Source organism: Bradyrhizobium sp. JHI2711, from assembly GCF_056156565.1.
In genome coordinates, this window is record NZ_JBPZPT010000001.1 from 2,525,712 (window position 1) to 2,549,799 (window position 24,088).

The 24,088-nt window shown below is 58.6% G+C and carries 18 protein-coding genes and 1 riboswitch; of the genes, 9 read left to right on the forward strand and 9 right to left on the reverse strand.

Annotation, left to right across the window (positions count from 1 at the left end; genetic code table 11):
- Nucleotide 1: 1 nt before the first annotated feature.
- From ACTEK7_RS11835 to noeE, 5 genes are all read right to left on the reverse strand, one after another.
- Nucleotides 2-2,413 carry a 2-aminoethylphosphonate--pyruvate transaminase gene (locus ACTEK7_RS11835; protein WP_249782088.1) on the reverse strand — a complete coding sequence of 804 codons (2,412 nt, stop codon included), beginning with the start codon at nucleotides 2,411-2,413 and terminating at the stop codon, nucleotides 2-4.
- A 1,348-nt stretch (nucleotides 2,414-3,761) separates the two neighbouring features.
- Nucleotides 3,762-4,106 carry a hypothetical protein gene (locus ACTEK7_RS11840; protein ID WP_225147983.1) on the reverse strand — a complete coding sequence of 115 codons (345 nt, stop codon included), beginning with the start codon at nucleotides 4,104-4,106 and terminating at the stop codon, nucleotides 3,762-3,764.
- A gap of 590 nt (nucleotides 4,107-4,696) precedes the next feature.
- Nucleotides 4,697-6,580: a sulfate adenylyltransferase subunit CysN gene (gene cysN, locus ACTEK7_RS11845; protein WP_225130895.1), complete on the reverse strand. Its 1,884-nt coding sequence runs from the start codon at nucleotides 6,578-6,580 to the stop codon at nucleotides 4,697-4,699.
- Complete coding sequence (gene cysD, locus ACTEK7_RS11850) at nucleotides 6,580-7,545, reverse strand: sulfate adenylyltransferase subunit CysD (RefSeq protein ID WP_225131002.1); 966 nt, start codon at nucleotides 7,543-7,545, stop codon at nucleotides 6,580-6,582. The genes cysN and cysD overlap by 1 nt, the downstream gene beginning before the upstream one ends.
- A 210-nt stretch (nucleotides 7,546-7,755) precedes the next feature.
- Nucleotides 7,756-8,910, reverse strand: a complete 1,155-nt coding sequence (gene noeE, locus ACTEK7_RS11855; protein WP_225130896.1) for a nodulation protein NoeE — start codon at nucleotides 8,908-8,910, stop codon at nucleotides 7,756-7,758.
- 755 nt (nucleotides 8,911-9,665) lie between these two features.
- On the opposite strand from noeE, the gene ACTEK7_RS11860 reads away from it, so the two are divergent.
- Together ACTEK7_RS11860 and ACTEK7_RS11865 are read left to right on the forward strand one after the other, a co-directional pair.
- Nucleotides 9,666-10,043, forward strand: coding sequence for a MarR family transcriptional regulator (locus tag ACTEK7_RS11860; RefSeq protein WP_225152236.1), 378 nt, complete (start codon nucleotides 9,666-9,668; stop codon nucleotides 10,041-10,043).
- Nucleotides 10,044-10,329: 286 nt separating this feature from the next.
- Nucleotides 10,330-11,529, forward strand: a complete 1,200-nt coding sequence (locus ACTEK7_RS11865; protein ID WP_225130900.1) for an IS256 family transposase — start codon at nucleotides 10,330-10,332, stop codon at nucleotides 11,527-11,529.
- A 757-nt stretch (nucleotides 11,530-12,286) separates the two neighbouring features.
- On the opposite strand, the gene ACTEK7_RS11870 is transcribed toward ACTEK7_RS11865, so the two are convergent.
- Nucleotides 12,287-12,472 carry a hypothetical protein gene (locus ACTEK7_RS11870; protein ID WP_225130902.1) on the reverse strand — a complete coding sequence of 62 codons (186 nt, stop codon included), beginning with the start codon at nucleotides 12,470-12,472 and terminating at the stop codon, nucleotides 12,287-12,289.
- A gap of 656 nt (nucleotides 12,473-13,128) precedes the next feature.
- Nucleotides 13,129-13,461, reverse strand: coding sequence for a hypothetical protein (locus tag ACTEK7_RS11875; protein WP_225130904.1), 333 nt, complete (start codon nucleotides 13,459-13,461; stop codon nucleotides 13,129-13,131).
- A gap of 111 nt (nucleotides 13,462-13,572) precedes the next feature.
- Here ACTEK7_RS11875 and ACTEK7_RS11880 point away from each other — a divergent pair, with 111 nt between their 5' ends.
- Nucleotides 13,573-13,902 (forward strand): hypothetical protein, encoded by a 330-nt coding sequence (locus tag ACTEK7_RS11880; protein WP_225130906.1) that lies wholly within the window; start codon nucleotides 13,573-13,575, stop codon nucleotides 13,900-13,902.
- Nucleotides 13,903-14,335: 433 nt separating this feature from the next.
- Here the strand turns inward: ACTEK7_RS11880 and ACTEK7_RS11885 are convergent, their stop codons facing one another.
- Nucleotides 14,336-14,554 carry a hypothetical protein gene (locus tag ACTEK7_RS11885; RefSeq protein ID WP_225130907.1) on the reverse strand — a complete coding sequence of 73 codons (219 nt, stop codon included), beginning with the start codon at nucleotides 14,552-14,554 and terminating at the stop codon, nucleotides 14,336-14,338.
- A 906-nt stretch (nucleotides 14,555-15,460) separates the two neighbouring features.
- On the opposite strand from ACTEK7_RS11885, the gene ACTEK7_RS11890 reads away from it, so the two are divergent.
- The 5 genes from ACTEK7_RS11890 to ACTEK7_RS11910 all read left to right on the forward strand — a co-directional run bounded on the left by ACTEK7_RS11890 (nucleotide 15,461) and on the right by ACTEK7_RS11910 (nucleotide 19,189).
- Complete coding sequence (locus ACTEK7_RS11890; protein WP_225130909.1) at nucleotides 15,461-15,799, forward strand: hypothetical protein; 339 nt, start codon at nucleotides 15,461-15,463, stop codon at nucleotides 15,797-15,799.
- A gap of 237 nt (nucleotides 15,800-16,036) precedes the next feature.
- On the forward strand, nucleotides 16,037-16,279 hold the full coding sequence (locus ACTEK7_RS11895) for a hypothetical protein (protein WP_225130911.1): 243 nt from the start codon (nucleotides 16,037-16,039) through the stop codon (nucleotides 16,277-16,279).
- Nucleotides 16,280-16,402: 123 nt separating this feature from the next.
- Nucleotides 16,403-16,531, forward strand: a complete 129-nt coding sequence (locus ACTEK7_RS11900) for a hypothetical protein (RefSeq protein WP_275945328.1) — start codon at nucleotides 16,403-16,405, stop codon at nucleotides 16,529-16,531.
- A 449-nt stretch (nucleotides 16,532-16,980) separates the two neighbouring features.
- A complete protein-coding gene (fixJ, locus tag ACTEK7_RS11905; protein WP_225130913.1) occupies nucleotides 16,981-17,583 on the forward strand; it encodes a response regulator FixJ in 603 nt (200 codons plus the stop codon).
- A 1,006-nt stretch (nucleotides 17,584-18,589) separates the two neighbouring features.
- Nucleotides 18,590-19,189, forward strand: a complete 600-nt coding sequence (locus tag ACTEK7_RS11910) for a hemerythrin domain-containing protein (protein ID WP_225130916.1) — start codon at nucleotides 18,590-18,592, stop codon at nucleotides 19,187-19,189.
- 1,265 nt (nucleotides 19,190-20,454) lie between these two features.
- Here ACTEK7_RS11910 and metE read toward each other — a convergent pair.
- Nucleotides 20,455-22,800, reverse strand: coding sequence for a 5-methyltetrahydropteroyltriglutamate--homocysteine S-methyltransferase (metE, locus tag ACTEK7_RS11915; RefSeq protein WP_225130918.1), 2,346 nt, complete (start codon nucleotides 22,798-22,800; stop codon nucleotides 20,455-20,457).
- A gap of 100 nt (nucleotides 22,801-22,900) precedes the next feature.
- A riboswitch (cobalamin riboswitch) is annotated at nucleotides 22,901-23,103 on the reverse strand.
- Between the two features lie 411 nt (nucleotides 23,104-23,514).
- Between metE and ACTEK7_RS11920 the strand changes: the two genes are divergently transcribed.
- Nucleotides 23,515-23,790 carry a hypothetical protein gene (locus tag ACTEK7_RS11920; RefSeq protein ID WP_225130920.1) on the forward strand — a complete coding sequence of 92 codons (276 nt, stop codon included), beginning with the start codon at nucleotides 23,515-23,517 and terminating at the stop codon, nucleotides 23,788-23,790.
- Nucleotides 23,791-24,088: the final 298 nt, after the last annotated feature.

The following is a 24,088-nucleotide window of genomic DNA, read 5'->3' on the forward strand; positions in this document are numbered from 1 at the left end:
GTCAGATTGCGGAAAGCGCCTTGTCCAGATCGCGCAGGATGTCGTTGACATCTTCGATGCCGACGCAAAGCCGGATCGAGCCGCCAAATATGCCGGCGGCTTCGCGCTTTTCCCGCGGGACGGTGGTGTGGGTCGTCGAGACAGGATGGGTCACGAGCGTGCGGGCATCGCCTACATTCGAAACGTGATACATCAAGTCGACGTTCTGGATGAACTTGCGCCCGGCTTGTTCGTCCTCCACCTCGAACATGACCATCGCCCCGTGTCCGTATGCAGCATTGAGTGTCTGTTCAACGGTTTCCCGATCGGCGCCTTCGAAGAGCCCGGGGTAGAAGACACGGCGCACTTTTGGATGCTCCTTGAGAACGTCGGCCACGATCCTGGCATTCGCGCAGTGCTGCTTCATGCGAAGTGGCAGCGTTTCAAGCCCTTGGATCAGTTGAAAGCTCGCAAACGGGGCGATGGCTGCGCCGGTATCGCGCAACCAGGTCATGCGAGCCTTGAGAAGAAACTCGCTCCTTCCAAGATCGTCGACATCGCGCACCGCATTATGCCAAACAACTCCGCCATGCGCATCGTCGGGACGGTTGAACAAGGGAAAGCGAGAGGCTCCCCGGTAGCTAAACTCGCCGTTGTCAACGATCAGTCCACCGAGCGTCGTACCGTGGCCGCATATATATTTCGTTGCGGAGTACGTCGTAATAGCAGCGCCGAGATCTGACGGCCGGCATACCAGTGGCGTCGTCGTATTGTCCACGACCAAAGGCACGCCGTACTTTCGGCCGATCTCGGCCAGCTGTTTGACGGGGAGCGGAATCAGACAAGGATTCGAAATCACCTCTCCGAACAGGCATATCGTGCGATCATCAATGGCACGTTCAAATGTCTCGGGCTTTCGAGGATCGGCCGTCCTCACGCTGATCCCAAGACGCTTTAATGTGTTGTGGAGCAGGTTCCAGGTATTGCCATATAGATACGGAGAGGCGACGACATTGTCCCCCACTTCGCCACTTGACAGGTTGACGATCGCAAGGAACGTCGCTGCTTGACCTGACGCAACGGCGAGCGAGTCGCTCCCCATATCGACGGCGGCGTAGCGCCTTTCCAGCGCGCGGGTCGTTGGATTGATGATCCTTGTGTAGGTGAACCCATCGGCCTTGACGTTGTAGACGTCAGCGATGTGGTTGAGATCGCCATCGAGTTCATAAGCCGTATTCTGGTAAATCGGCACTGCGACGGCTTTCGTCGCCGGGTCTCGCCGATAGCCCGCATGCAGAACAGCAGTCTCGGCCGAAAACGGCAGCCGCGGGTCCCCAGCCACTCGAGCCGGCATCTTTATGCGAGCCCCGCATGCCTCTTGGCCCGACATCGGCTTTGCTAACCGAGCCTGACCGGACCGGAAATATGTACGAAAAGCGCACCCCAACTGCTCGATCCAGCTGGATTGGATTTCCCCAATGCAACCGACGCGAAAACTCCGCGTGGCAAGATGCAGCTTTGAGTAGATGTAAAGGTTGTGGGCCGCCAAGTGGCGATAAAGCCCATCGAATCCTGCCTGGTCCACGATTCCCGACGGCGCACTGAACGCGACGCAGACCGGCGACTGCAAGTCCGCGGACAGCAGCGGAGACACCAGTCCTTCGAGTTCCTTGACGAGATCGTCCCTGACCTTTTCGTACCTGCAGCGTCTGGCATCGATGCCCTCCTCGTGCAGAATCTTCAGGGCCTTTGTCGTTGCCTGAACGATGTGGGTGGGAGGGGTCGACCGCCACTCACCGGTGCGCTCGAGCGAGAGCCATTGATCTCTCACGTCGAGGACAAACGACCTCGGTTCTTGAACCGCATTCTCCAGCAGCTCGCGGGACGCGATGACAAACGCCACTCCCGGCGGCCCTTCTATGCACTTGTTGCTCGACGTGACCAGGACGTCAGGTCCACGCTGGCTCAGGTCGATATTAAGGCCGCCGAAGGAACTCATCCCATCGACGATGGTCTTTACGCCACGTCTTCTCGCCTCCTCCACGATCGCGTCCAGCGGATTGACGATTCCGGTTGTCGTCTCACAATGCACGAAGCACAGGTGCGTAACGCCAGGATTTCGGCTCAGATGCTCGCCAATTTCTTGAGGATCCAAAGGATCGGTCGCTCGCTTCACAAGCTTCAGTGCTTCGACGCCCCACAGCCGCAAGATTTGCAAAATACGCTCGCCATAGATGCCGTTTATGCAAACGAGCGGCCTGTGGGCTCGGGACACAAATGAAGAGAGAGCGGCCTCCATCGCAAAGGAGCCCCCTCCCTGAATAGGCACGACCGAATAGTCGTCAGCATTTCCCAGCAAGTTGAGCATCAGCCGCCTCATGCAGGCGGTCACTTCCTTGAACTCGCAATCGCGCGATGCGAGATCAAGCTGCATCTGGCTCCTGACCGCCAGCGATAACGACAATGGACCAGGCGTCAGCAAAGAGCGCTGTCTTATCAAACCATTCCTCCTCAAGTTGTATTCTTCAATAGACCTGGAGTACGCCCACCCCACCAGGGAGCCCCTGTGGCGAGTGTCGACTTCCTCCGTTCAACAGCTTCGGGTCAGATGCCCATAGATTGCGGGCGCGCTTCGCGTCTGTGTCCGAAACCCTGCCGGATGACAACCTCCACATCTCATCGCAGATGCAGAGCGATCTTTCACAAAGCTGCTCACCGATACCATTCATCACCTCCAAGATATTGGCCTTGCGACCGCGCCCTCGAACGCAACCGGCGGCGACGCGCGCTGTCATCTAGCCATCACGCATGCGCAGGCGTGAGCGCGGTCGCCTTCTTGCGTCGCGAAGCGGCAGGTCGACCGACCGACTTACGTGCGAACCTGCGTCATTCAGGCAAACCTGACATTAGGAAAGCGATGCAGCCGGATCATCGCGCCGGGATGCAGATTAAGGCATGGCACACTTGATGACGTCGCAGGCAGCGGGAGTCTGATGCATGGGCTTGAGACTTGATGCATTCGCACTTCGTAGCTCGTTGGAGGTTTGGGACGCTGATGACTGTCGCTGTCCATTTCGAGATCGTACAACTTGACGTTAGGGGCGTTTCAACCCTCTCCGGGGATTTTCTCGTGAGATTTTTTTCCTGACGTACTCCCATCTGGCGGCGACAAGCCGACGTAGGCAGCGGAGTGCGGAGGTTCACAGCGAGCTGAAGTATTTTGAGAGTTCGACATCAGGACATTCGGCATTCCGCCTGCGGCCGCATACCAGCAGGTAAGGATGGCCAGCCTTTCCGTTCACGTATTCCTCGCCATACCGCAGATGGAGGTACCGAGCTTCTCCGCCATGCCGCCGAGATCCTCCTGGATAGCTGGCACCTGGAAAGTGTACGCCTCGTCGCACATGACCGCCGCTGTCAGGTGTCGTTGCGCTGAATGAAGCGCCCTTGGCAGGCTGTGGTCGAATCCGGCTTGAAGGTAATCTGAGCGACCTTGCGATTGCTGTCGCTTTAGCAACGAACAGTTCGACCTTTCGGCGAGGCGCCGTGACGCAGAACCTGTCGTCCTGCTTTGCTAGGACCAGGTCGACTCGACTCCAGATGAGTGGCACGTGTCCCTCTGTGAGCGCGATCGTTAGGCTGGCAGCATCTCTCGGGCCTGCACTCCGCTTCGTGGCGAGAAAGTCTCACGAACGATCATCGCCGTGGCGAGCGTGCCGCGGTTGACGGGCTGGTCCAAATCGTAAGGCCCAAAGTGAAAGGAGTTCCATCGCGTCCAACACTCAATGGAGCGCAAGTACCTCGGCGGTAAGGCGCTCTGATTCGACGGATCGCATCTCGCAGCCGTTCTGCTCGCGTTGGCCCCTCTGCAGCGCCTGCTCGTTGATGGCGAGCTCGCGTTCGACGCGGTCTACCGCGCGGTCGAACAGGTTGACGGTTGACCAGAGCAGATCATCAAGAGATCGTCCTTGTCGCTTGCCATGGATGAGCTCCCTTGCCTTTTCGGCCGCGCCATGGCCGCCTTCATGACGATCAACGACGGCAGGCGGTACGGAGCAGAACCCGAAGCGCGGAAGTCCGTAGCGCAGCACGGGATGGCTAAGGTTCGCGGCTGCTTTGTCTCGCAATGCCAAGGCGCGGGTGTAGGCAGGCGTTGTCCGCCGTCGAGCGGCGGGCCACCGAAGCAAGCTTGCCGAAAGCCGGCATGGCCGCGACAGGAGGGAGTCGTGGTCGACTGCCAAATTCGGGTCCTGAAAACAAGTGCCCGCTCGCCGGATGCGGCCAAGCCCGGAAACCGAGGCCCCTCATACTGCGCGAGAGATCGAAGCCGGCCGAGACGCTGTCCGGCTCGGCTTTAACGGGAGCTCGGCGTGTCGCTGGCCGTACGCGCAGCAAGAAGCGCCAAGCGAAAAGTCAACTTACTGGAAGTCGGACTTCCTCTCTGGACTTTGTTGTCACATCGTAGATTCTGATCTGGAGCATGGGACGGCGTTTCTTGAGCTCCTCCGCTCCCGCCCATGCTCCATCTCTGCTCGCGTACTCGGTTTTGAGTTGGCCATCCACTTCGAGCACATAACCGGAAGCGGGCAATCGACGAGTGGGTGCGACCATTTTGTTCCTTTAGAGCCAAAAGTCCGATCGCAGGCTCGCCAGAGCTGGATCGCCTTGGCCGGCTTGCGGGATATCGTGCGAATCGATGGTGCGACGCGAGGGACCTCTAACCATCAAGAATTGACCGCGCCATCAAGACATCCACTACCGCTTCCGCTGAATGCTCTAGGGTCTGCTCCATGGTCCTGAGATGAACCTCCGGTGTCGTTGGTGCTTCGTAGCACGAATCGATCCCGGTGAAGTTCTTGATCTTGCCGGATCTCACCTTTGAATACAGGCCTTTTGGGTCTCGCCGCGCGCATTCCTCGAGCGGCGTATCGACAAAGACTTCTATGAACTCATCCTTGCCAACCAGGCTGCGCACCCTGTCCCGTTCGGCCCTAGTGGGCGAGATGAACGAGCAGATCACGATCAAGCCGCTGTCCGCCATCAACTTGGCAACTTCGCCGACACGCCGGATGTTCGCCACGCGATCCGTCTCCGAGAAACCGAGGTCCGCGTTCAATCCGTGCCGGAGGTTGTCGCCATCCAGCAGCATGGTATGCCGCGACATCGCAAACAGCTTTTGATCAACAAGGTTGGCAATCGTCGACTTTCCCGCGCCAGACAAGCCAGTGAACCAGATGACGCAAGGCTTCTGATTCTTGAGCGCGGCGCGCTCCCTCCTGTCCACGGATAGCGCTTGCCTAGCAATATTGGTGGCCCGCCGTAGCGGAAAGGCAATCATGCCGGCCCCGACCGTACGATTCGTGTAACGATCGATGACGATAAATGATCCGGTCTTTCGATTGAGGTCGTAAGGATCGAATACGGCGGGCGTTGCGGTCACAACATCGCAGAAGGCGATCTCGTTGAGGGAAAGCGTCCCGGCGGCCAGATGCTCACAAGTGTTGACGTCGATTCGATGCCTAATTGTGGTAATGCTGCCAGAAATCGTCTGCGATCCAATCCGCAGGACGTAATTGCGTCCGGGAGCGAGCGGCTCCTTGTCCATCCAGATCACATAAGCAGCAAGCTGGTCGGCCACCTTCGGTCGGTCGTCCGGTCGCGACAGAATGTCGCCACGACTGATATCGATTTCGTCTTCCAGTGTAATGGTAACCGCATCCCCGGCTTCGGCGGCGACGAGGTCACCATCGTGGGTCACGATCCGCTTGACGCGCGTGGTCCGCCCCGACGCAGCGACAACGATCTCGTCTCCTGTCGAGATCCTCCCGGAAGCCACCGACCCGGCATAGCCCCGAAAATCCGGGTTTGGCCGGTTTACCCATTGGACCGGAAAGCGGAAAGCCTGGCTTGCGGTGCCGGACTGGATGTCAATGCTCTCCAAATGCTCGAGCAGGCAGGGACCATGATACCAGTTGGCATGAGCGGAGCGGTCCACGACGTTGTCGCCGTAGCGGGCCGAGATCGGGATCGGAACAATCGAGGTGAAGCTGAGACCGGCGGCAAAGGCCAGATAGTCACGGGCGATCCGATCGAAGCACTCCTTGTTATATGCCACAAGATCGATCTTGTTCACTGCCAGCACGACATGGCGAATACCGAGCAGCGAGCAGATAAAGGAGTGGCGGCGGGTCTGAACCATCACGCCTTTGCGGGCATCGATCAGGATGATGGCGAGCTGGGCATGCGAGGCGCCGGTAGCCATATTGCGGGTATACTGCTCGTGGCCGGGAGTGTCGGCCACCATGAAGGAGCGCCGCGGCGTCGTGAAGAAGCGGTAGGCGACATCGATTGTGATGCCCTGCTCCCGTTCGGCCTCCAGCCCGTCCACGAGCAGCGCGAAGTCGATGTCATTGCCGGTGCTACCATGCTTGATGCTGTCGCGTTCCAGCGCCGTGAGCTGATCGTGGTAGATCATCTTGCTGTCGTGCAGCAATCGGCCGATCAGCGTCGATTTGCCGTCGTCCACCGAGCCACATGTGATGAATCGCAGCTGATCCTTCGTCCTGGCCGGGACCAGTTCTGTTGCCGGATTCGTAAACATCAAAAGTAGCCTTCCCGCTTCTTCTTCTCCATTGAAGCGGCTTCGTCGGCATCAATTAGGCGTCCCTGGCGCTCCGACACAGTCGTAGTCTGCATTTCCGCGACGATATCTTCGATCGTCGTCGCATCGGATTCAATAGCTCCGCTCAAAGGATAACATCCAAGCGTGCGAAAGCGGATCATGCGCATTTCCGGCGTCTCGTCGCCGTTAAGCGGCAATCGCTGGTCATCGACCATGATCATCGCACCATTTCGACGCACTATCGGTCTTTGGTTCGCGAAGTAGAGCGGAACCACCGGAATCTTCTCGAGCATGATGTATTCCCACACCTCGAGCTCGGTCCAGTTTGACATCGCAAACACGCGCATGGTTTCGCCCTGGCGGATCCGTGTGTTGAACAGGTTCCAGAGCTCCGGCCGCTGATTACGGGGGTCCCATACGTGTCCGGCCGAACGGAAGGAGAGTATCCGTTCTTTTGCGCGACTCTTTTCCTCATCGCGCCGCGCTCCGCCAAAGGCAGCATCAAATCCGTGGAGGTCGAGCGCCTGCTTCAGCGCGTCGGTCTTCATCACCTGGGTATGGAGCGCGGAGCCGGAATCGATCGGATTGATCCCGCGCGCGAGGCCCTCCTTGTTGACATGGACGATCAGGTCGAGGCCGAGCCGCCTGGCTGTCGCGTCCCGGAAGCTGATCATCTCGCGGAACTTCCAGGTCGTGTCAACGTGAAGCAGGGGAAACGGCAATTTTGCCGGATAGAACGCCTTGATTGCAATGTGCAGCATTACGCTTGAGTCTTTTCCGATCGAGTAAAGCATGACCGGCCTTTTGAACTCGGCGACCACATCACGCATGATTTCAATCGATTCAGCTTCGAGGCGGCGCAGATGTTTCGGTAGCATGTGCCTTCTTTTCGATGCAGGATCTCTGTTCTTCGCCGTTCTATGGCTCCAGCCTAGAGTGGGAATATCCGCGGCGGAAACGGCTGGCCAAGACGCATGGCTCGTCGATGAGCTCAAGCCCCACTGGAGAGGAGACTTGCAGACGCGGGAGCATATCGCATTCCGCCGCTGGTGCGGTCGGCGCCTGGGTCACACCTGATCGGGAGATCAGCTCGTGCGGGTTAAGGATAATGGCTAAATCAGCCAGCGTGTTTTATTCGCAAGCATTCAGATCCGTTAGCGGATATTGAGGATCCGCTCAAGCCGCGCGACTTCGCCTCGCAGCATCTCGATAGCCGCTTCGCTGTTGCGAATGCCATCCAGCCCCGCAGCTCGATCAGCTTCTGACGCCAACAGCGTCTGTTGCAACTGGGCAGCCATCGTGTGGACCGGCTCTCCAGCGTGAGGTGGGCCGGATAATGCTCCCGCCTTGGAGCTTCGCAAATCCCACCAGGTTCGGAATACCTGACGATAAGGTTCAGTTACCTCCCCTCCCCTATCCAGGACTCCGGCTTGCTGTGCATGTACCAGTTCCTGCTCATATCCGAGTTCTAGCAGAAGCTCGGCGCCGACCAGATCGGTCACGGTTTGCATCTCTTCGACGCTCAATTGAGATTGCCATGCCTTGACAGAGCTTTGGTCGACGGCGTTTCGTTCCAAGATTTTTCGGTCTCCGAAGCTACTCGATCGAAGATAATCTGCTTGTCTCATCCCCGCCGATGCGACGGCCGCTGGATCACAGCCGAGGCCCCTCAACAGACGCCGGATTTCCTCGTCCGGATGCGCCACGAACAGTTCGTATTGCACGAACTGTGTGCGCGGGCGAGTGCGGTGGGCGGCGAGCTTGGGAAGGCCCAGAACCAAATCGGCGAGTGACGTTATGATGCCGTCGGGCAGACGGAGCATGAGATCGACGAGACTGGAGACGCTGACCGGATGCGAGCTTTCTGCCCGCAGTGGGACCCCCCACGTCGATTTCAGTGAAGCCGCGATGGCATAGGGATTGCGCATCAGAAGGATGTGTGGCGCCTCTGGATAGACAGATTCAAGAAACTCAAGCGCCGTCCAATAGCGTGGTGTCTTGTCTAGGATGATGCGCTTGCCCGCTTGTGCCAGATACTGATCATAGGCTGCATCGGCAAAAGCGCGGCTAGGGATCGTGCTATCTATCCGACCCAAGAATTCAGAGGTCGCGGCCTCAATCAGCGAGCCACCCGCCGGATGGCGCTGATCCACCCTGCCAAATGCTTCAACCGCCAGCATCAACCAGGGTTCAGGCGGAGCCACAATGTCTGGATGGTGCTGCAGCAAATGCGCCAGGAGTGTCGTCCCGGATCGTGGAAGACCGAGGAGAAAGCACACCGCAGGCGAACGGCCAAAACATCCGCTCATCGTTCAGACGCCTCGTCCTTGAAAAGCGAACCCTGTCGGCGCTCGCTCGATTGATCGACAGAAAGCCAGCCGCAAAGCGCTAAAACGACCAGAATTTTGTCTGCCACTCATGACTTGAGAACCGTTCAGTTCGATCGATCGGCTGGATACAGAAAGACACCGCAATCGCGTCCTCGATTACTCGACAGTTGAAACGAAGTCACGAGCCAGCTCAACTACACGAAGATTGATTGCGGATATGGGAAGGTTGGAACGAACTATACAGACGTTTGCCGAAGACCGCCAAGGCACATGGGAAGGTTATTACGTATAATCACAGCTCCCTGTTGCTGAGGTATTGAAGACGTAAATGCGACATGCAACCTCGCTGATGCTCGGCATACACCAAAGAAGTTCGGCAAAAGAGCGGACGGCTCGGCGAGCTCGGCAAAGAAGCAGACCATGTCGCGGACATCTCACGTGGCAAGGTGCAGCAATCTTGTCAGCGCGCATCGCTGCCGACGCAAGCGTGAATGCTGCCCTTGGTCCGCCAAGACACTCCATAGTCCGGCCAGCCTGTTGTTCGCCAGCCTATCCTTCCGAGTTATACCAAGTAATTGATTTTCCTGCTCTTGGAGAGTTGCCCCTCCCTTAATCGGCGCAAGGAGACTTGTAAACGATGGAACCTGACTTAAGATGCCTCCGGATCTACCTGATCCAGCAAGCGCGCTTGGCCGCATCTCTACTGACGGAGACGAGCTTGTCCGGTCATTTATGTGGGAGATCAGATCGATTCGTGCGTCGAAGAACTTGCCAAATTAAATGTGCTGGGCATCACTCGGCCACGGTGGACGATCCTGATGGCTGTGAACTATTTGGGCAAAGAAATGCGTGTACCGGTCAACCTGGTGTCACGATTGATGCTCGTCGACCCCTCCTTCGTGACAACCCACTCAAAGCTGCTAGAGAAAAACGGTTTGCTGCGGCATAAGTCCTCCGCAGACGATGCCCGGATCGGGCAGATGTCGCTGACGGCCAAAACGCGCAAGCATCTCCGACTTTGGAGCCACGACAGGCAGCCCTGGTTGAGCTCGCTTTTGATGAAAGCGGCGTTGACCGATCAAGCGAGTTCATTGCCAAGGCTGCTACAGTGAGGCTTCGCCTGGAAAGGGCCCGCTCTGGCGTTCAGAAGATCAAACGCACGACTGTCAGAAATGGAGCTCGCTAACATGAGTCTCCCATCCTTCGAATATGTTTTGAAGCAGCGCGGTCGAAGGTGGTTGGGTCGTGTCCCCAGTGATGGTGTAGCTCGGTAGAGCAAAGCCGTCCGCACGCGCGCCCTCCCATAGCGCCGTAGCGGGCGGGCGGCTTTGCGGTGGTCACCGGCAGTTCGCCGGTAGGGTCGGGTTGCTGACACCAACCTGATTCGAGGAACCACCGATGACCGATGAGATGATGAACCTCCGCACGCTCGTGGAGAAGACCCCTGATGCGGATCTGCTGCGCGAGATGATCGGCTTTGCTGCCCAGCGCCTGATGGAGCTGGAAGTGGAAGGCCAGACCGGGGCCGCCTACGGCGAGAAGAGCCCCGAGCGTCTGGCGCAGCGCAACGGCTACCGCGACCGGACCTGGGAGACCCGCGCCGGCACGGTCGAGCTGCGCATTCCCAAGCTGCGCAAGGGCTCCTACTTCCCCGGCTTTCTGGAGCCGCGCCGGATGGCCGAGAAGGCGCTCACCGCCGTGGTGCAGGAAGCTTATGTGCAGGGCGTCTCGACCCGCTCGGTCGACGATCTGGTGCAGGCGATGGGCATGAGCGGCATCTCCAAGAGCCAGGTCTCGCGGCTGTGCGCGGAGATCGATGACAAGGTGAAGGCGTTCCTCGCTCGCCCGATCGAGGGCGATTGGCCGTATCTGTGGATCGACGCCACCTACGTGAAGGTGCGCCAGCAGGGGCGCATCGTGTCGGTCGCGGTGATCGTCGCGGTCGGCGTCAACAGCGACGGCCGGCGCGAAGTTCTCGGCATGGACATTGGTCCCTCGGAGGCCGAGACATTCTGGACGGCGTTCCTGCGCAAGCTCGCCCGCCGCGGCCTGCGCGGCGTCAAGCTGGTCGTCTCCGACGCCCACGAGGGCATCAAGGCGACTGTCGCCAAGGTGCTCAACGCCACCTGGCAGCGCTGCCGCGTGCACTTCATGCGCAACGCGCTGGCCCATGCCGGCAAAAGCGGACGGCGTGTCGTCTCCGCCTTCATCGCCACTGCGTTTGCCCAGGATGATGCCGAGGCCGCACGAGCGCAATGGCGGAAGGTCGCCGATCAGCTCCGCCCCAAGCTACCCAAGCTCGCCGGCTTCCTCGACGAGGCCGAGACCGATGTGCTGGCCTACATGACGTTCCCGCCGCAGCACCGCACCAAGCTGCACTCGACCAACCCGATCGAGCGCCTCAACGGCGAGATCAAGCGCCGGACCGAGGTCGTCGGCATCTTCCCCAATGAGGAGGCCATCGTCCGCCTCATCGGCGCGATCCTGCTCGAACAGAACGATGAATGGGCCGTCCAGCGCGCCCGTTACATGACGCTGGAAACCATCGCGCCGTTGAGTAATGATCCAACCGTCAGCCTCCCGGCCATCGCCAGCTGACCAGTCCGGCTCTTGCCGGCGAACGCGGTGTCCCACCGCCAGTTACACCACGCTCAGGGACACGATCAGGTGGTTGTGGTCCGTTCACAACGCCGAGGGCGCTCAGGTGATGACGGGTTCAGGATGTAACCGCCGCGCCGCCACCTATCAAGCTAACAGAGCGCTTTTTCAATTGCTGTTGAGCGCGCCATATTGCCTCGGAGCTCGAGCTAGCCAACAGGCTCGGCGAGGTTCGCTTACGCCCAAACTTTAGTCTGGCACGAGCTTCGAGGATGCCCCATTCGCGAGTTGTTTCCATTTCGCTAAAGCGATCAGCCGATGTGTTCGGCCCAGCGCGGCCAAGACTGCCTCGCCGAAGCTGAAGAAGCTGCTGGCCGAACGGATGCTAGATTCGGCCCCTACAGGAGTTCCTCTGAGACTGGTCAGCTTCTCGAACTAACGCGCCAAGGACTGGGCGTAGTGGCACCATCGCATGCGTTCCGGGGCCGAGTGTCTTGGGGTTTTATCTTCGAGACAGGGCTATGGCTAAGACTATCTCTTCACTCGCGATCATACATCGCAAGCGGCTGTCGAAACCGCCTTCCAAGAAACTTGATCAAAGCGCTGGAGCACGTTCCGCGACATTGAAGGCATCCAGTACGTGCCTGAAAACTTCTCTCAGCGCGGGTCGGCCACGCTAATGTGCGACAAAGTCTGTATGGCCAAAGAGGGCGGCCCGCGAGCCGCCCTACCGGCCACTAGCCAGCGTTGCTCACAATTACCGCTGATGTCCGAGTCCGATTCCGAGATTTAAGGCCTTCTGGCGTAGCGCACCTTCGCTGCGTTTGGTCATTTTTGCTATTTTTATGACCGGGGTCCGAGCCTTCGAATGGACTTTGAGCTCTTTGATATCTGCCTTCGTCCACTCGCGCCGCTTAACGCGTTTCTTGGTTGCTTTTTTCACGATGAATGCTCCTTCTGAGAGGAGCGCCTGTAACACATTTTTTTCGGAGCGACGACCGTAAAAAAGAGGCACTCATCGGAACTCGCGCCAGCGTATAAGTTCGGTCATGCTTTCTGCCCATAGTGTTTCGAAGAAAGGGTCAGCGGAGATAGCCGCCTTGGCTACGTTTGTGACGAGGTCTCAACTGCCGTCTCCGACCGATTTGAGGTCAAACTACGTCGGTGGTAACCGCGCCGTTGGACATCTTGGCGAATGGCATCGCTCACTAAACGCACCGCCCGCTTCTTTCGCTTCCAATTGCCGTCCAACCCCGCGGGGATCGCAATGCCTCGCGGAACGACCAAAAGATCGCGCCTTCCGTTCAAATAAACATCAAACATGTCGTCCCTCGTCAGGCACGAGCGTAGATCGCGGGTTCATACATTTGGTGACATCGAAGCAACAGTCGCGATTAAGAACTCTACGCGAGTTTTCTCCGGATGTTGCCGCACTTGAGGGTGCATGGCGCAATCCCGCTTCTCCTTCAGGTGCTCCGCATCGCCGAGAACACAGGAGGCTTCTCACGCCTTATTGTCGCTAACGTATCCACTTATCGGGGCTTCGTCAGATCGACACGATAATGACCATCCGCGTTTTTAAGAATATTGCCGCCCTTGTCACGAATATACGCCCGAGCAGGTGGAGCGCACTCTTTTGTGTTGAGCGTCTGGATGCAACACGCCTTGCCCTTTGAGACTGATTTCCCTTATCCAGCGGCCACCTCGCCGTCGCTGAGGCGAATCTGATCGGACCGAGTTGTAGTTCGGCCGAACTTTGATCTCCGCCGGGGGTAGTCGCGCCGGCGGTTCATAGCGGCGATTGAGGACGACGACGGCGGCGGCGGCCAGGCTGGCGACGAAAGCCAGCAATACGCAGAACGTAAACGCCGGATCGTGTCCCATCGCTGCGGCAAAGAAGAAGACGTAGGCAGAAACAGCGAATATAGACATAAGGGCTGCTTCACTATGTCGTGGACTTCGAGGCGGCGATGGGCTTGTCCTGTATCGGCCTTCTTTGAATGCGGGCATGCTCAGGAGTCAAGATCTTCGGTGAGGAACTGATTGAGCGAGATGATCGCGAAAGAGCAGCCGGAGGATATCTCACGACCGATCGCGCCGGGTCTGTTCGTTCGGGCAGTCTTTGAGCGGACTTGCATGGTGTTGGCTCTCGAGGTCGGCGGCGCAGCGGACTTTGGTCTGACACAGGCCACACACGCGTTGCAGATCGCAGTCTCGATTGCGGCAGCAAGCGCATTCTCGGAAACACCGCCAAGTGCGAGGCGCTTGCTCAAGAGTTCAGGAGAGCCCGGTCTTTGCGCCATGGTTCGAAAGGCGGATACGGACAGACTAAGGTCACGTGCGATCGCATCGATGTCCTGCGAGCTCAACTAAGCCGGTTCGGATGTCTGGGACAGGCCCGCGCGTAACCGGCTGAGGAGATGTCTAAACCGTCAAGGATATGTGTGCAGATTGGACAACCAAGCCTAACCCTTCGAAACAGCCATAGCTGCCGGAGGCAGACTTGTTTTTGACATTGGATCAAACAAGACCGACTTGTGGGAGCAGGTCCTTCGATCCGGATGGCCCTGCCGGTACGATGCTTGGCGGAGCGCTGCAGACCCCATTGAACGGCAGGCGGCAAACCGTCCAGCGAGGTCCGCTTAGGTGTGGTGAGACAACAGGGTGCCCGCCGAATTGACGAAAGCATCACCAGTTGTTCTCTCGAATCGACGGTCGACACGACCCTGTCCGGGATCACGCTTAGATTACAGATTGACCCCACAACTCAATTCGCAGACTTCTCGCCAAACTCAAGCTAACCAGCCTATGCCGGCGGCAATGCAGGCGGGGTTCGAAGCTCGATCACATCGGCGAAGACTGTCCAATCGCGGACACTCTTTTGCTTGCAGAAATCGGTCTCCGCCTGCTGTGCAGCAGCACTTAGCGAGGCGGCATCGATCTTAAACGCTGCCTGACAGGCACGATGTTCGTGACCGGTATCGTCACAAACGGTCTTAATGAACCGAACGTTAAATGAAGGCATGGCCCCCTCTTCTTGTGGGTTTGCTTATCCACCATCCTGCCATTGGCGCCTCAAGAGTATTTGATCTGCCTCAAGCAGCACCCCCAAGAGGTTTGGTTGTCCGCTGCTCCGTCGAGATAAAGTCGAGACTTTGGCAGCGCGGCCCGCGCGCTCCTGTTGTCCCGCAAGCCGCGCTATCTCTATCTGTCTAGCTTTGCAGATCGCACTCTGTTTGAGCCGAGGGACAGCGTCTTCTGGTCTGCTCAAGCCCTCGACCAACAAATTGGGGTGACGATGAATTGGGGAATGTCTCGAAGAGAGGATCGAGAGCAGCATGCGCCGTCACGCCCGAGATGCCGGCTATTGATCTCTATCGATCGCGATCTCGGGGGAGCGTTACAATTTTGCACCTTGAACTCCCATACTCAACCGCTGGCAATATGGAGGCTCGAGACGCCGCGAACCTTACACGCGATATTTGGTGGTCTCACGAGGCATTGCCGCAAACACCAGGTCATTGCGCCAATGACCGGGCAGAGGCATTTCTGAGGCGTGCCGGCGGCCAGGACTATCGACGGCGAGACTACGCGCACGTGATCGCGGGCCAATGAGGCGAACCGCCCCGACCTTCTGACGGTCCGCCCTGCCGCCCCGACAGCAAAGCCGATGATCAGGCTTGTCGCAGCCAACGTTTGATAAGGCCAAGATTCCGGACTTCAGCGCCAAAGATTATCTGGGATCAGCGCCGGCAAGGCTGCCGACAATGCGAAGCGAGCGATCAATTGACTATCTGCTTGCTGGCTATCGCAGCATTGAGGACAGATGCTGTCGTGGCCCATCGCGAGGGATGCGCCTCAAATCAACTCGGCTACACGCTGGCGTGTTGCAGACCAACGCGGGACCCTGGCGGATCGCCCGAGTTGAGACATGTCGCCTGCCAACGCGGGCCTGTCGGGCTCGCAGCAGCCGCTCGAGCTTGGCCGTTTTGGACGCGCATCAGCTCTTTTTGACCTGTATCAATTCTGCGGCGACTGCCTACTGATAGAAGTGAGCTTCCAGTCCAAGGTCACACACATGGCAGACAGAAAGACTTGGCGCCCCATCATCTTTTCATGTCCAGATACCGGCGACCGAGTTCAAGGACTGCTGCCGGACGCACCCGAACCGCGTGCCGATGACCTGCACAGAATAACCTGCGCTGCGTGCGATGGCGTCCACTTCATCGACCTGCGGACGGGCGCGATGATCAGCGCCGAGCGCAACTAGGCCCATCCGAATGGTGTCAAGAAAATTCCCGCGCCTTCCCGTTCTCGATTGGGGATGCCGCTCCGCTCGTAAGGGCGCGGCTGACGTCATCACAACCCAACGCCCCGCGCTGACGTCGTGGGACAAGGAGATTTTCACCAACGGAGGATGTTTCGGCATGACAGACTACGGCGACATTTGTCGCGGCGCCGGCCAGATCGTCGCAGCGCAGTCCAGTTTAACTTCTGCAGAACAGCGATGAATACCAACCGCCGCGGGCTTGAGCTGATTCAGATCGATTCGACCGAAGCCCGGGAGTTGTTTCGCAGCGCCAATCCTAATATTTCGGTTAGCGAGCGGATCATGTCCCGGCACGATAGGTTCAACGGCGCCACGGCCGATAAAATCCCGGCCGCGGCCGACCCCATCGAGAGCACGCGCCGCCTAGGTTATACCGAGTTGAGCCTGTTCGCGCGGCACACCAAGCGATCTCGTCCGTAGTGTTCAGAAGGTTGCCTGAATTTGTCAGCCCGCAGCGATGAACTCCGTCCAGGATCTAGTGGCGACCTGACCTGGGAGCGGCTCGAAACTGCGCCGCCCTTTGATCGGGATCTGGAGATTGCCGTGATCGAGGGTAACACCATTCACCGGGTGGTCTTTCCTTGCCGCCGGATCTTCGACGGCTGGATTAAGGCAAAGACCGGAGAACGCGTCGCCGTGCAGCCGACGCACTGGCGCATCTGGCCCGGATAGCGGCGACCATCCTGCGCAATAGATTGGCGTGAGTTGAGGCCGGGACTGCCTCGGGGTGGCCTCTCGTGGTAAACAATTTAGAGTTGATCAATGAGAGGGCCTGCCAGAAACATGTCGGACCACATCAGGTACGGCTATGGGCCTGGCGCGGCAGACGCCGCGTTGGCTCTCGTGCTGCGACGGGCGTTAGTCCGCATCTTCAGGACCGCACGGGCACGATCATCTACCTTCCGGTCGTTTTTCCCGCTTTCGCCGCGGCCGCGGACTGGGGGAGCTTCGCTACCCTGCTCTGCATCAGCGACGGCCGGTTCCAGCCCATTGTCACGTCTAACACGCATGGCATGGGTGTGGGGCTATCGATCTGCTGGACGATCATCGAGCCACGAGGAATCCGGGCGGCGACAGGATCTTTCAGTTCACCGCGCGATTGCGGAGCTTAGTGAAGACACATGACTGGGCGGCGCATTCTCGTGATCGACGATGACGCCGCTATGCGGGACTCGCTCGCGTTTCTGCTTGATGTTAATGGTTTCTACGTAGCAACCTATGAGACGGCGACCGCGTTTCTCAATGACGTCGCAAGCGGTCCGGTTGACTGCATTGTGTCAGACATCTGTCTGCCGGCTATGAGCGGTCTCGAACTCGTCAGAAAAGTGAAAGCCGATCGCGCCGACTGCCCCGTCCTCTTAATAACTGGTCATGGCGACGTATCGCTCGCAGTGGAAGCGATGAAAGCGGGTGCGGTCGACTTCATCGAGAAGCCGTTCGAGGAGGAGGTGCTATTGCGTGCGATCAATAGTGCTTTGGAAGCGCGGCCAACAAAGCCAGCCGACGCAGCGAAACTGCAGGCGGAAGCCCGCCTCGCGGATCTCTCGTCCCGCGAACGCGACGTCCTGCAGGGACTATTAGCCGGCAAGATTAACAAAGTGATAGCCCATGATCTCGGCATCAGTCCGCGGACAGTCGAGGTTTACCGTGCGAACCTGATGGCCAAGACTAATGTCCGCAGCATGTCCGAGTTGATGCGGATCGCCATTACCGCGGGACTCTAGCAGCAGCGCAAAATAGCGTGAATGGCTTATTCATGCATCAAGCTGACGAACGGCAGGTTTCGCGCGCACCGAGCCGATCATGTTTTCGGTGACGCCTGCCGATGCAACACACCCAGGCCGGCCGTTGCGCCAGGTCAATATGTCACGCGAGCCGAGACCTATGATCCGGGCTAGACCCCAACTCGGTCCACATGCGTACTTATCGCATGATCATCAAGCACGTCACCACGCCAGCGTACATCGATCAGGATGCCGTCAACATCGGCCCCGTCACCTCCGCGGCCGACCGATGCTGACGAGGATCAAAGTCAAGGCGCCGAACAAGACTTCCTGCGGCGAGCCGAAAGTGGCGATGGACGACAACGTTTCGGCTGGCTGGAGCTCTTCAGGGGTACGGCAGTGCGCGGCCGACGAAGCCAGCATGCAGCTTCGTAATCCGATTTGAGCATGTTTGAGCAACCAAGTGACCGCGTCGCCCCATACACGCCCCGCTCATGGACTTACGTGTAAATACTTAGGGGCTTCTACCTAGGGAAAACATCCAAATTTCCAATTCGTCAGGAGCAGCCAATCTGCGTCGAATCGACGTTGGTAAGATAGGGTCCGCCATGCACGCCCAGGCCGCCAGTTCTAGCGAGACGAGACGCCATCCGACCAGCGTCTTGCGTGGGCGACCTCATCGTCGTGAACCATTTGGCATAATTCCGAGACCGAAGCGTCTCACTCCCAATAGCGAGATCTACCGCGAAGACCAGGCAGCCCAATACCTCTATCAGGTGGTTTCGTGCGCTGTGCGGTCGTGCTGCGTAACGACGGACTGCCCAGGAGCTTTGTGCAACACTTCAGCTAAGTTGATTTACGCCAGCTCAAATTGAAGCGCGCTACTTTTTGCGTCGAATGGCGCGGACAAATCGCAGCCCCGCGAAGGACACCGAATTCGGCTTGGGCAGTCTTGCAAATGGCAGAAATCGCTTCCAGCCTAGATTGTGCCTCCAGGAACACCGCAATGATCATCGATCTTCTGCTTCGAGAGCATCGCAACATTGATCTTCTTCTGGTCGCTCTTCAACGCGAATTGGAGATTTTTGAGAAGGGGATCCGGCCCGATTATGAGGTCATTCGCGCGATTATCAGCTATTTCGAGGTTTACCCCGAGGTGTACCATCATCCACAGGAAGACTTGATTTTTTTCAAGCTCAAGTCTCGCGATCCGGAGGCAGCTGCAATCGTCGGCGATCTCGCGCTTGAACACCAGGAAGTCGTCGACCGTTTGCACCACTTCGCGCGAGCTATTGACGCTATCCTCGCGGATCGTGACCTCTTTCGGCAAGACGTCGGCAATATCATACGCGACTTTATAGTACGCGAGCGGCACCACATGATGTGGGAAGAACGAGATTTCTTTCCCGCCGCTCTGAAGGCTCTCTCGGCTAAGGATTGGACCGAAATCGCTTCCGCCCTCACCAATGATGGAGATCCGCTGTTCAGCGAGACAGCGGCAGCGACTTCCGATGCGCTAAGAGCGCATATTCTGCAATTGGAGCAAGAAGCTGAGGCCGAACGGAGCTCGGTCGCGTTGTCGTCCGCCAAGGCCGGCAATCCGTGACACAGCGCCGAGACGGACGGGCCGTATTGACGCGGCCGTTTGACAGCAGGAAGTGGACCTCATGCTCATTCTGTCGAAAGAAAATGGGGGTGCTCGCGGGCACGTAGGCTGCCGCCCCCCCCCCCAAAATGGCTTCTGCGCAACGTGATCGCTTCCTCGACCACCGGCGCAAACAGCATGGCGGAGCCTAGCTGAGCTCTGGTTCCGGCACCACAATGTAAACCTCGCAGGTCTGTCAGTTGCGCAGTGATATCGCGCGAAACGGACGCCTCTCGTGTCCGCCGACCGATGAGGACGGACGATTGCCGCCGCGCGGGTGCGGCGAAGCACCCACTCCTTGAGCCCCGCCCCATACGCTCTGAGACATCCGGCCGCAGCCGGTCCTACTCACTGCACGCGAATGCGAGGCACTGCCAGTCCCGGGTACGTTCAGCACCAACAGCAAGGCGCTGGACGTGGATCGCCACGACCAGTTCTGGCGCAATTGGATTTCAACAACCTATGGGGATCCGCATCGTAAATGATGCTCGTTCCTGACGCGTGACCGCTTCACGCGATCCTACATACGTGTATGCGGCGTGCAGCATGCCCTCCCATTGGCCTTGGAGCGGCCATAGGCATCGGCGACACTCCGTAATCAGGTCCAGAAACCTCTGTTTGAGATCTATGAGCGGACCATGCGGAGGGTGTCACGAGCTTGATGATGCCGCGGTGCCGATAGGGTGCTCCTCAGCGCCCAAGCCGAAACCCGACTATCGGGTGGAACCGGTCGACCAAGGACTGCCTTAAGCAAGGTTCAAATTTAGCAACCGCTTATGCATTGGATAAGCTTGCGAGATCCATGGAGCCGGGCTTACGTCGCCCTGATCGAACATAAGGCTCCAGGCAGGAAAGCGCACCGAGTTTGCTGTCCTGCGGCGACCGCCCGGCATGCCCCCTCGCTGCTGTCGTAATCGTGCCGACGTGCTCATGAGCGACAAACCTTGGTGTAGATTCTAACTCTCAGGCTATACGGTCGCATACCACGGCATAATTGAGCTACGCTGATCTTGTGCTTCAACTCGGCTCAGATTTTCGGCGAATGTCCTCGCCGTGATCGAACTGGCGGCTTCGCCGATGGAAGTCCGCGCGAATGCGTCAGCTTCGCTCCTCCCAGACTTTCGCCCGGCCCGCTAAGCGGGGCGGGGCATTTTTTATGTTCCTAAGGCTCCCGCGCAAATGACCACAAGCGGATCAGCTTTGTCGAAAAGAGACCGAAGCCCGGATCAACGGCCTCGCGGATCGAATGCAGCGCGCAGTTCGCGGGCGGCAGTGACCATGTTCGCTAGCGCTGGCCGAACCTCCTCCCATTTGCGCGTCTTCAGGCCGCAGTCTGGATTGATCCAGAGCTGCGAATCCTGCAGCCGCGTCCGAGCCAACACCATCAGCTCCTTCATTTCGCTCGTCTCGGGAACGCGTGGAGAGTGGATGTCGTACACGCCCGGCCCGATCTGATTTGGATATTCGTAGTTCCTGAACGCGTCGAGTAGTTCCATTTTCGAGCGCGATGTCTCGATCGAGATGACATCCGCGTCCATTGCAGCGATCGCACCAATGATGTCGTTGAACTCCGAGTAGCACATATGCGTATGAATTTGCGTTTGATCGGCGACGCCCGATGAACAGATGCGGAAGCAATCGACGGCCCAGTCGAGATAAGCCGCCCACTCCGATCGACGCAACGGCAATCCTTCGCGGACTGCAGCTTCGTCGATCTGGATCATGGTCGCACCAGCATTCTCGAGATCGCGGACTTCGTCTCGGATCGCGAGCGCAATCTGGCGGCAGACCTCGCTTCTGGGAATATCATCCCGAACAAAGGACCAGTTCAAGATCGTCACCGGTCCGGTCAACATCGCTTTCATCGGCTTCCTTGTTAGTGATTGCGCGTAGCGCCACCAGTCCACGGTGATAGGCTTCGGCCGTGCTACATCGCCAAACAGGATCGGTGGCCTGACGCAGCGCGAGCCGTAGGACTGCACCCATCCGCTCTTGGTAAATACGAAGCCGGCGAGTTGCTCGCCGAAGTACTGCACCATGTCATTGCGCTCAAACTCGCCGTGCACGAGGACGTCAAGACCGATGTCCTCCTGCCAACGTACGGCGCGCGCAGTCTCCTCCTTGAGGAACTTGTCGTATTGCTCGTCGCTTATCGCACCTCGCGCATGCGCCGCACGGGCATTCCGGATCTCTGTGGTCTGCGGAAATGATCCGATCGTCGTGGTAGGAAAAGCCGGTAGTCCGAATCGATTGCTTTGGATCTCGGCCCGACGGGCAAATGGGCTCGCGCGCCGACACATGGTCTGGTCGATCGCTCTCATCCGGACAGCGACATTGGCATCACGGATTTTCGGCGAAGTCCGGCGGACAGTCGCGGCACCTTCCGACTCGGCAAGAGCTAACGCAACATTCTGGTCGCCTGCGAGTGCACGCGCTAGGATCGCAAGCTCCCGCATCTTCTGGACCGAGAAAGCAAGCCAGCTCTTGACGTCGGAAGCGAGGCCGGTCTCGAGTTCAACATCGACCGGCACATGAAGCAGCGAGCAGGATGGGGCGATCTGTACACGATCCTTGCCGAGCTTCGCAATCGCGGGTTCGAGCCGCTGGCGCAGCGACGACAAATTCGACCGCCATACATTCCGACCGTCGACGACACCGAGCGACATGACGAGATCACTTCGGCCGCCAGCGATGATCTGGTGCAACAACTGTGGCGCTCGAACCAGATCGAGGTGCAGCCCGGCAACTGGCAGGCTCAAGGCGGTGTCCAGATTGTCGCCGAGGTCGCCGAAATAGCTGGCAACCATGAGCTTGATCGCCGGCCCCTCCTTGGCGAGCCGGTCATAGGCATGTCGCAAAGATTTTCGCGTCCCCTCATCCAGATCAAGAACTAGGCTGGGCTCGTCGAACTGAACCCAATTTGCCCCACGTTTGGCCAATTCCTGCATAACCTCGATATAGGGCGGTATCAGTTCATCCAGCAGTGAGAGTGGCTGGAACGTGGGATCGGGACTCTTGCCGAGCTTTAGGAATGTGACCGGCCCGATCAGGACGGGGCGGGTCTGAAAGCCAAGGGCCTTGGCTTCCTCATACTCCTCGATCGGCTTGCGAGAGCATAGCCTGAAAGTCTGTCCCCTGTGAAACTCGGGGACCATATAGTGATAGTTGGTGTCGAACCACTTGGTCATCTCCTGCGCGGGTGCGCCAAATCCGCGCGGTCCGTGACCGCAACTCGCTTCCTGGTCGTCGCATTGTGAACCGCGGGCCATGGCGAAGTATGTCTTGAGCGAAACGGATTCGGCTTTCGAGGCGTAGATCTCCGGGATGGCGCCAACCATGACACTTGTGTCGAGCACCTGGTCATACAGCGAGAAATCGTTCGATGGAATGACCGTGACGCCGATAGATTTCTGACGGGCCCAATTCGCGGCACGCAGGCCAGCTGCGTCCTCGAGCAGCTGCTGTTCGCTGCTTTTTCCGGCCCAGTAGCTTTCTAGAGCGACTTTGAGCTCGCGCCTTGGACCGATGCGTGGCGTTCCGAGCGTGGCAACAGGGAGGGAGAGAAGAGACATAGCGTTAACCCATGTTGGGGGCAAAGGCCATGGCGGACGCAGGCAGGGGAAGTCGCGGTGCGACGGCTGCTTGGCGCACCACCGGGACACCCCGCCCGTGGACGAATATAGTGTCGGGGCAGGTCTCCTGGCTCGCAGGTCATCGCTGCTGTCCGGCCTTCCCGAAGCCGCGCAGGCTTCAGTGACGTCGTTGGACAGCGGCTCGCCGCTCACAGTTGCGGGGGCAGCGCCGGCATTTTCACCGGCTTCCCTCTTAGCTCCGGATCAAATGGAAACCGGAGAACCTCGACGACTTGGATTATCGGCAAGAGCAGTCTTCCGTCAACCTCTCAGATCATGTCTCAAGCTGATGCTGCGACATCTGCTACGCGAATGACCGTGCATCTCTAGCATTGAGATGATGTAGCAGTGCTCTCCAATCAGCGATACCGCAATGAGCATCGCAGTTGCCCGCGGGTTGCACGCCAGATCGGTGGAAAGGACAAATGCGGCTTGCGCGGTCGGGGCCGCTGCCTCGAGCAGAACGCATTTGTCGCCAGTCCCAGCTTCCCAGCGGTTTTTCGAGCACGCGCGCCATCCAGCCACCTTCTCGACCAACAGGATCAGTGTTGAATAGGCCAAGACACCTGGCTAAGCCAGCAACTTACAACTTACCCGGGCAGCACGTTTGATTTGCGGTGCCAGCCACACCCCAAATGCTCGGCGAAGATCGGCTTGCCGTCGTTCGCCATCGAGTACAAAGCGCGCCTGACTGAGGCTGTTCTCGACTTCCGGAGCGCCGGACGTCGCGAAAGGAGCGCCAAACGCGCCATGGCCCCTTGGCCGAAAGTGCCCGAAGGCATGGCAGCGATCAAAAGCCCACATTCCGGCAACGATAACCGAACCACACGGTTCAATGACGGCAAACGTGCTGCCACTTCTCATCAGGAACTTGGCACCGAGGCGTTCCGCTGTGCCGTCGAACATCCGGTGCGTGACGGGGATGCATAAGCCGTGCTGGAGAGGTTGAACGGAAACATCGAGACATGCGCCAGTCGGAAAGTCGACAAAGAGGACACAAAACCGGTGCGAATTGCCGTCTATTATCTGGCACGAAGAATGCACGTCCTCTGCCTGCCCAGTCCTCCTGCTGGGCATGTCCAGCACAGCAAATTGAGGCTGTCGGTGGCAGTGAAGTTAGCGGCGCGTGACATAGAGGGGAGCGCCTGCTCGCACGGGAAAACCAGTGGTCGCCCCGTCGCGTCGCCGCTAACTTCTTGCGCTCGCGCATAACAGGTTGAAGGTTGCC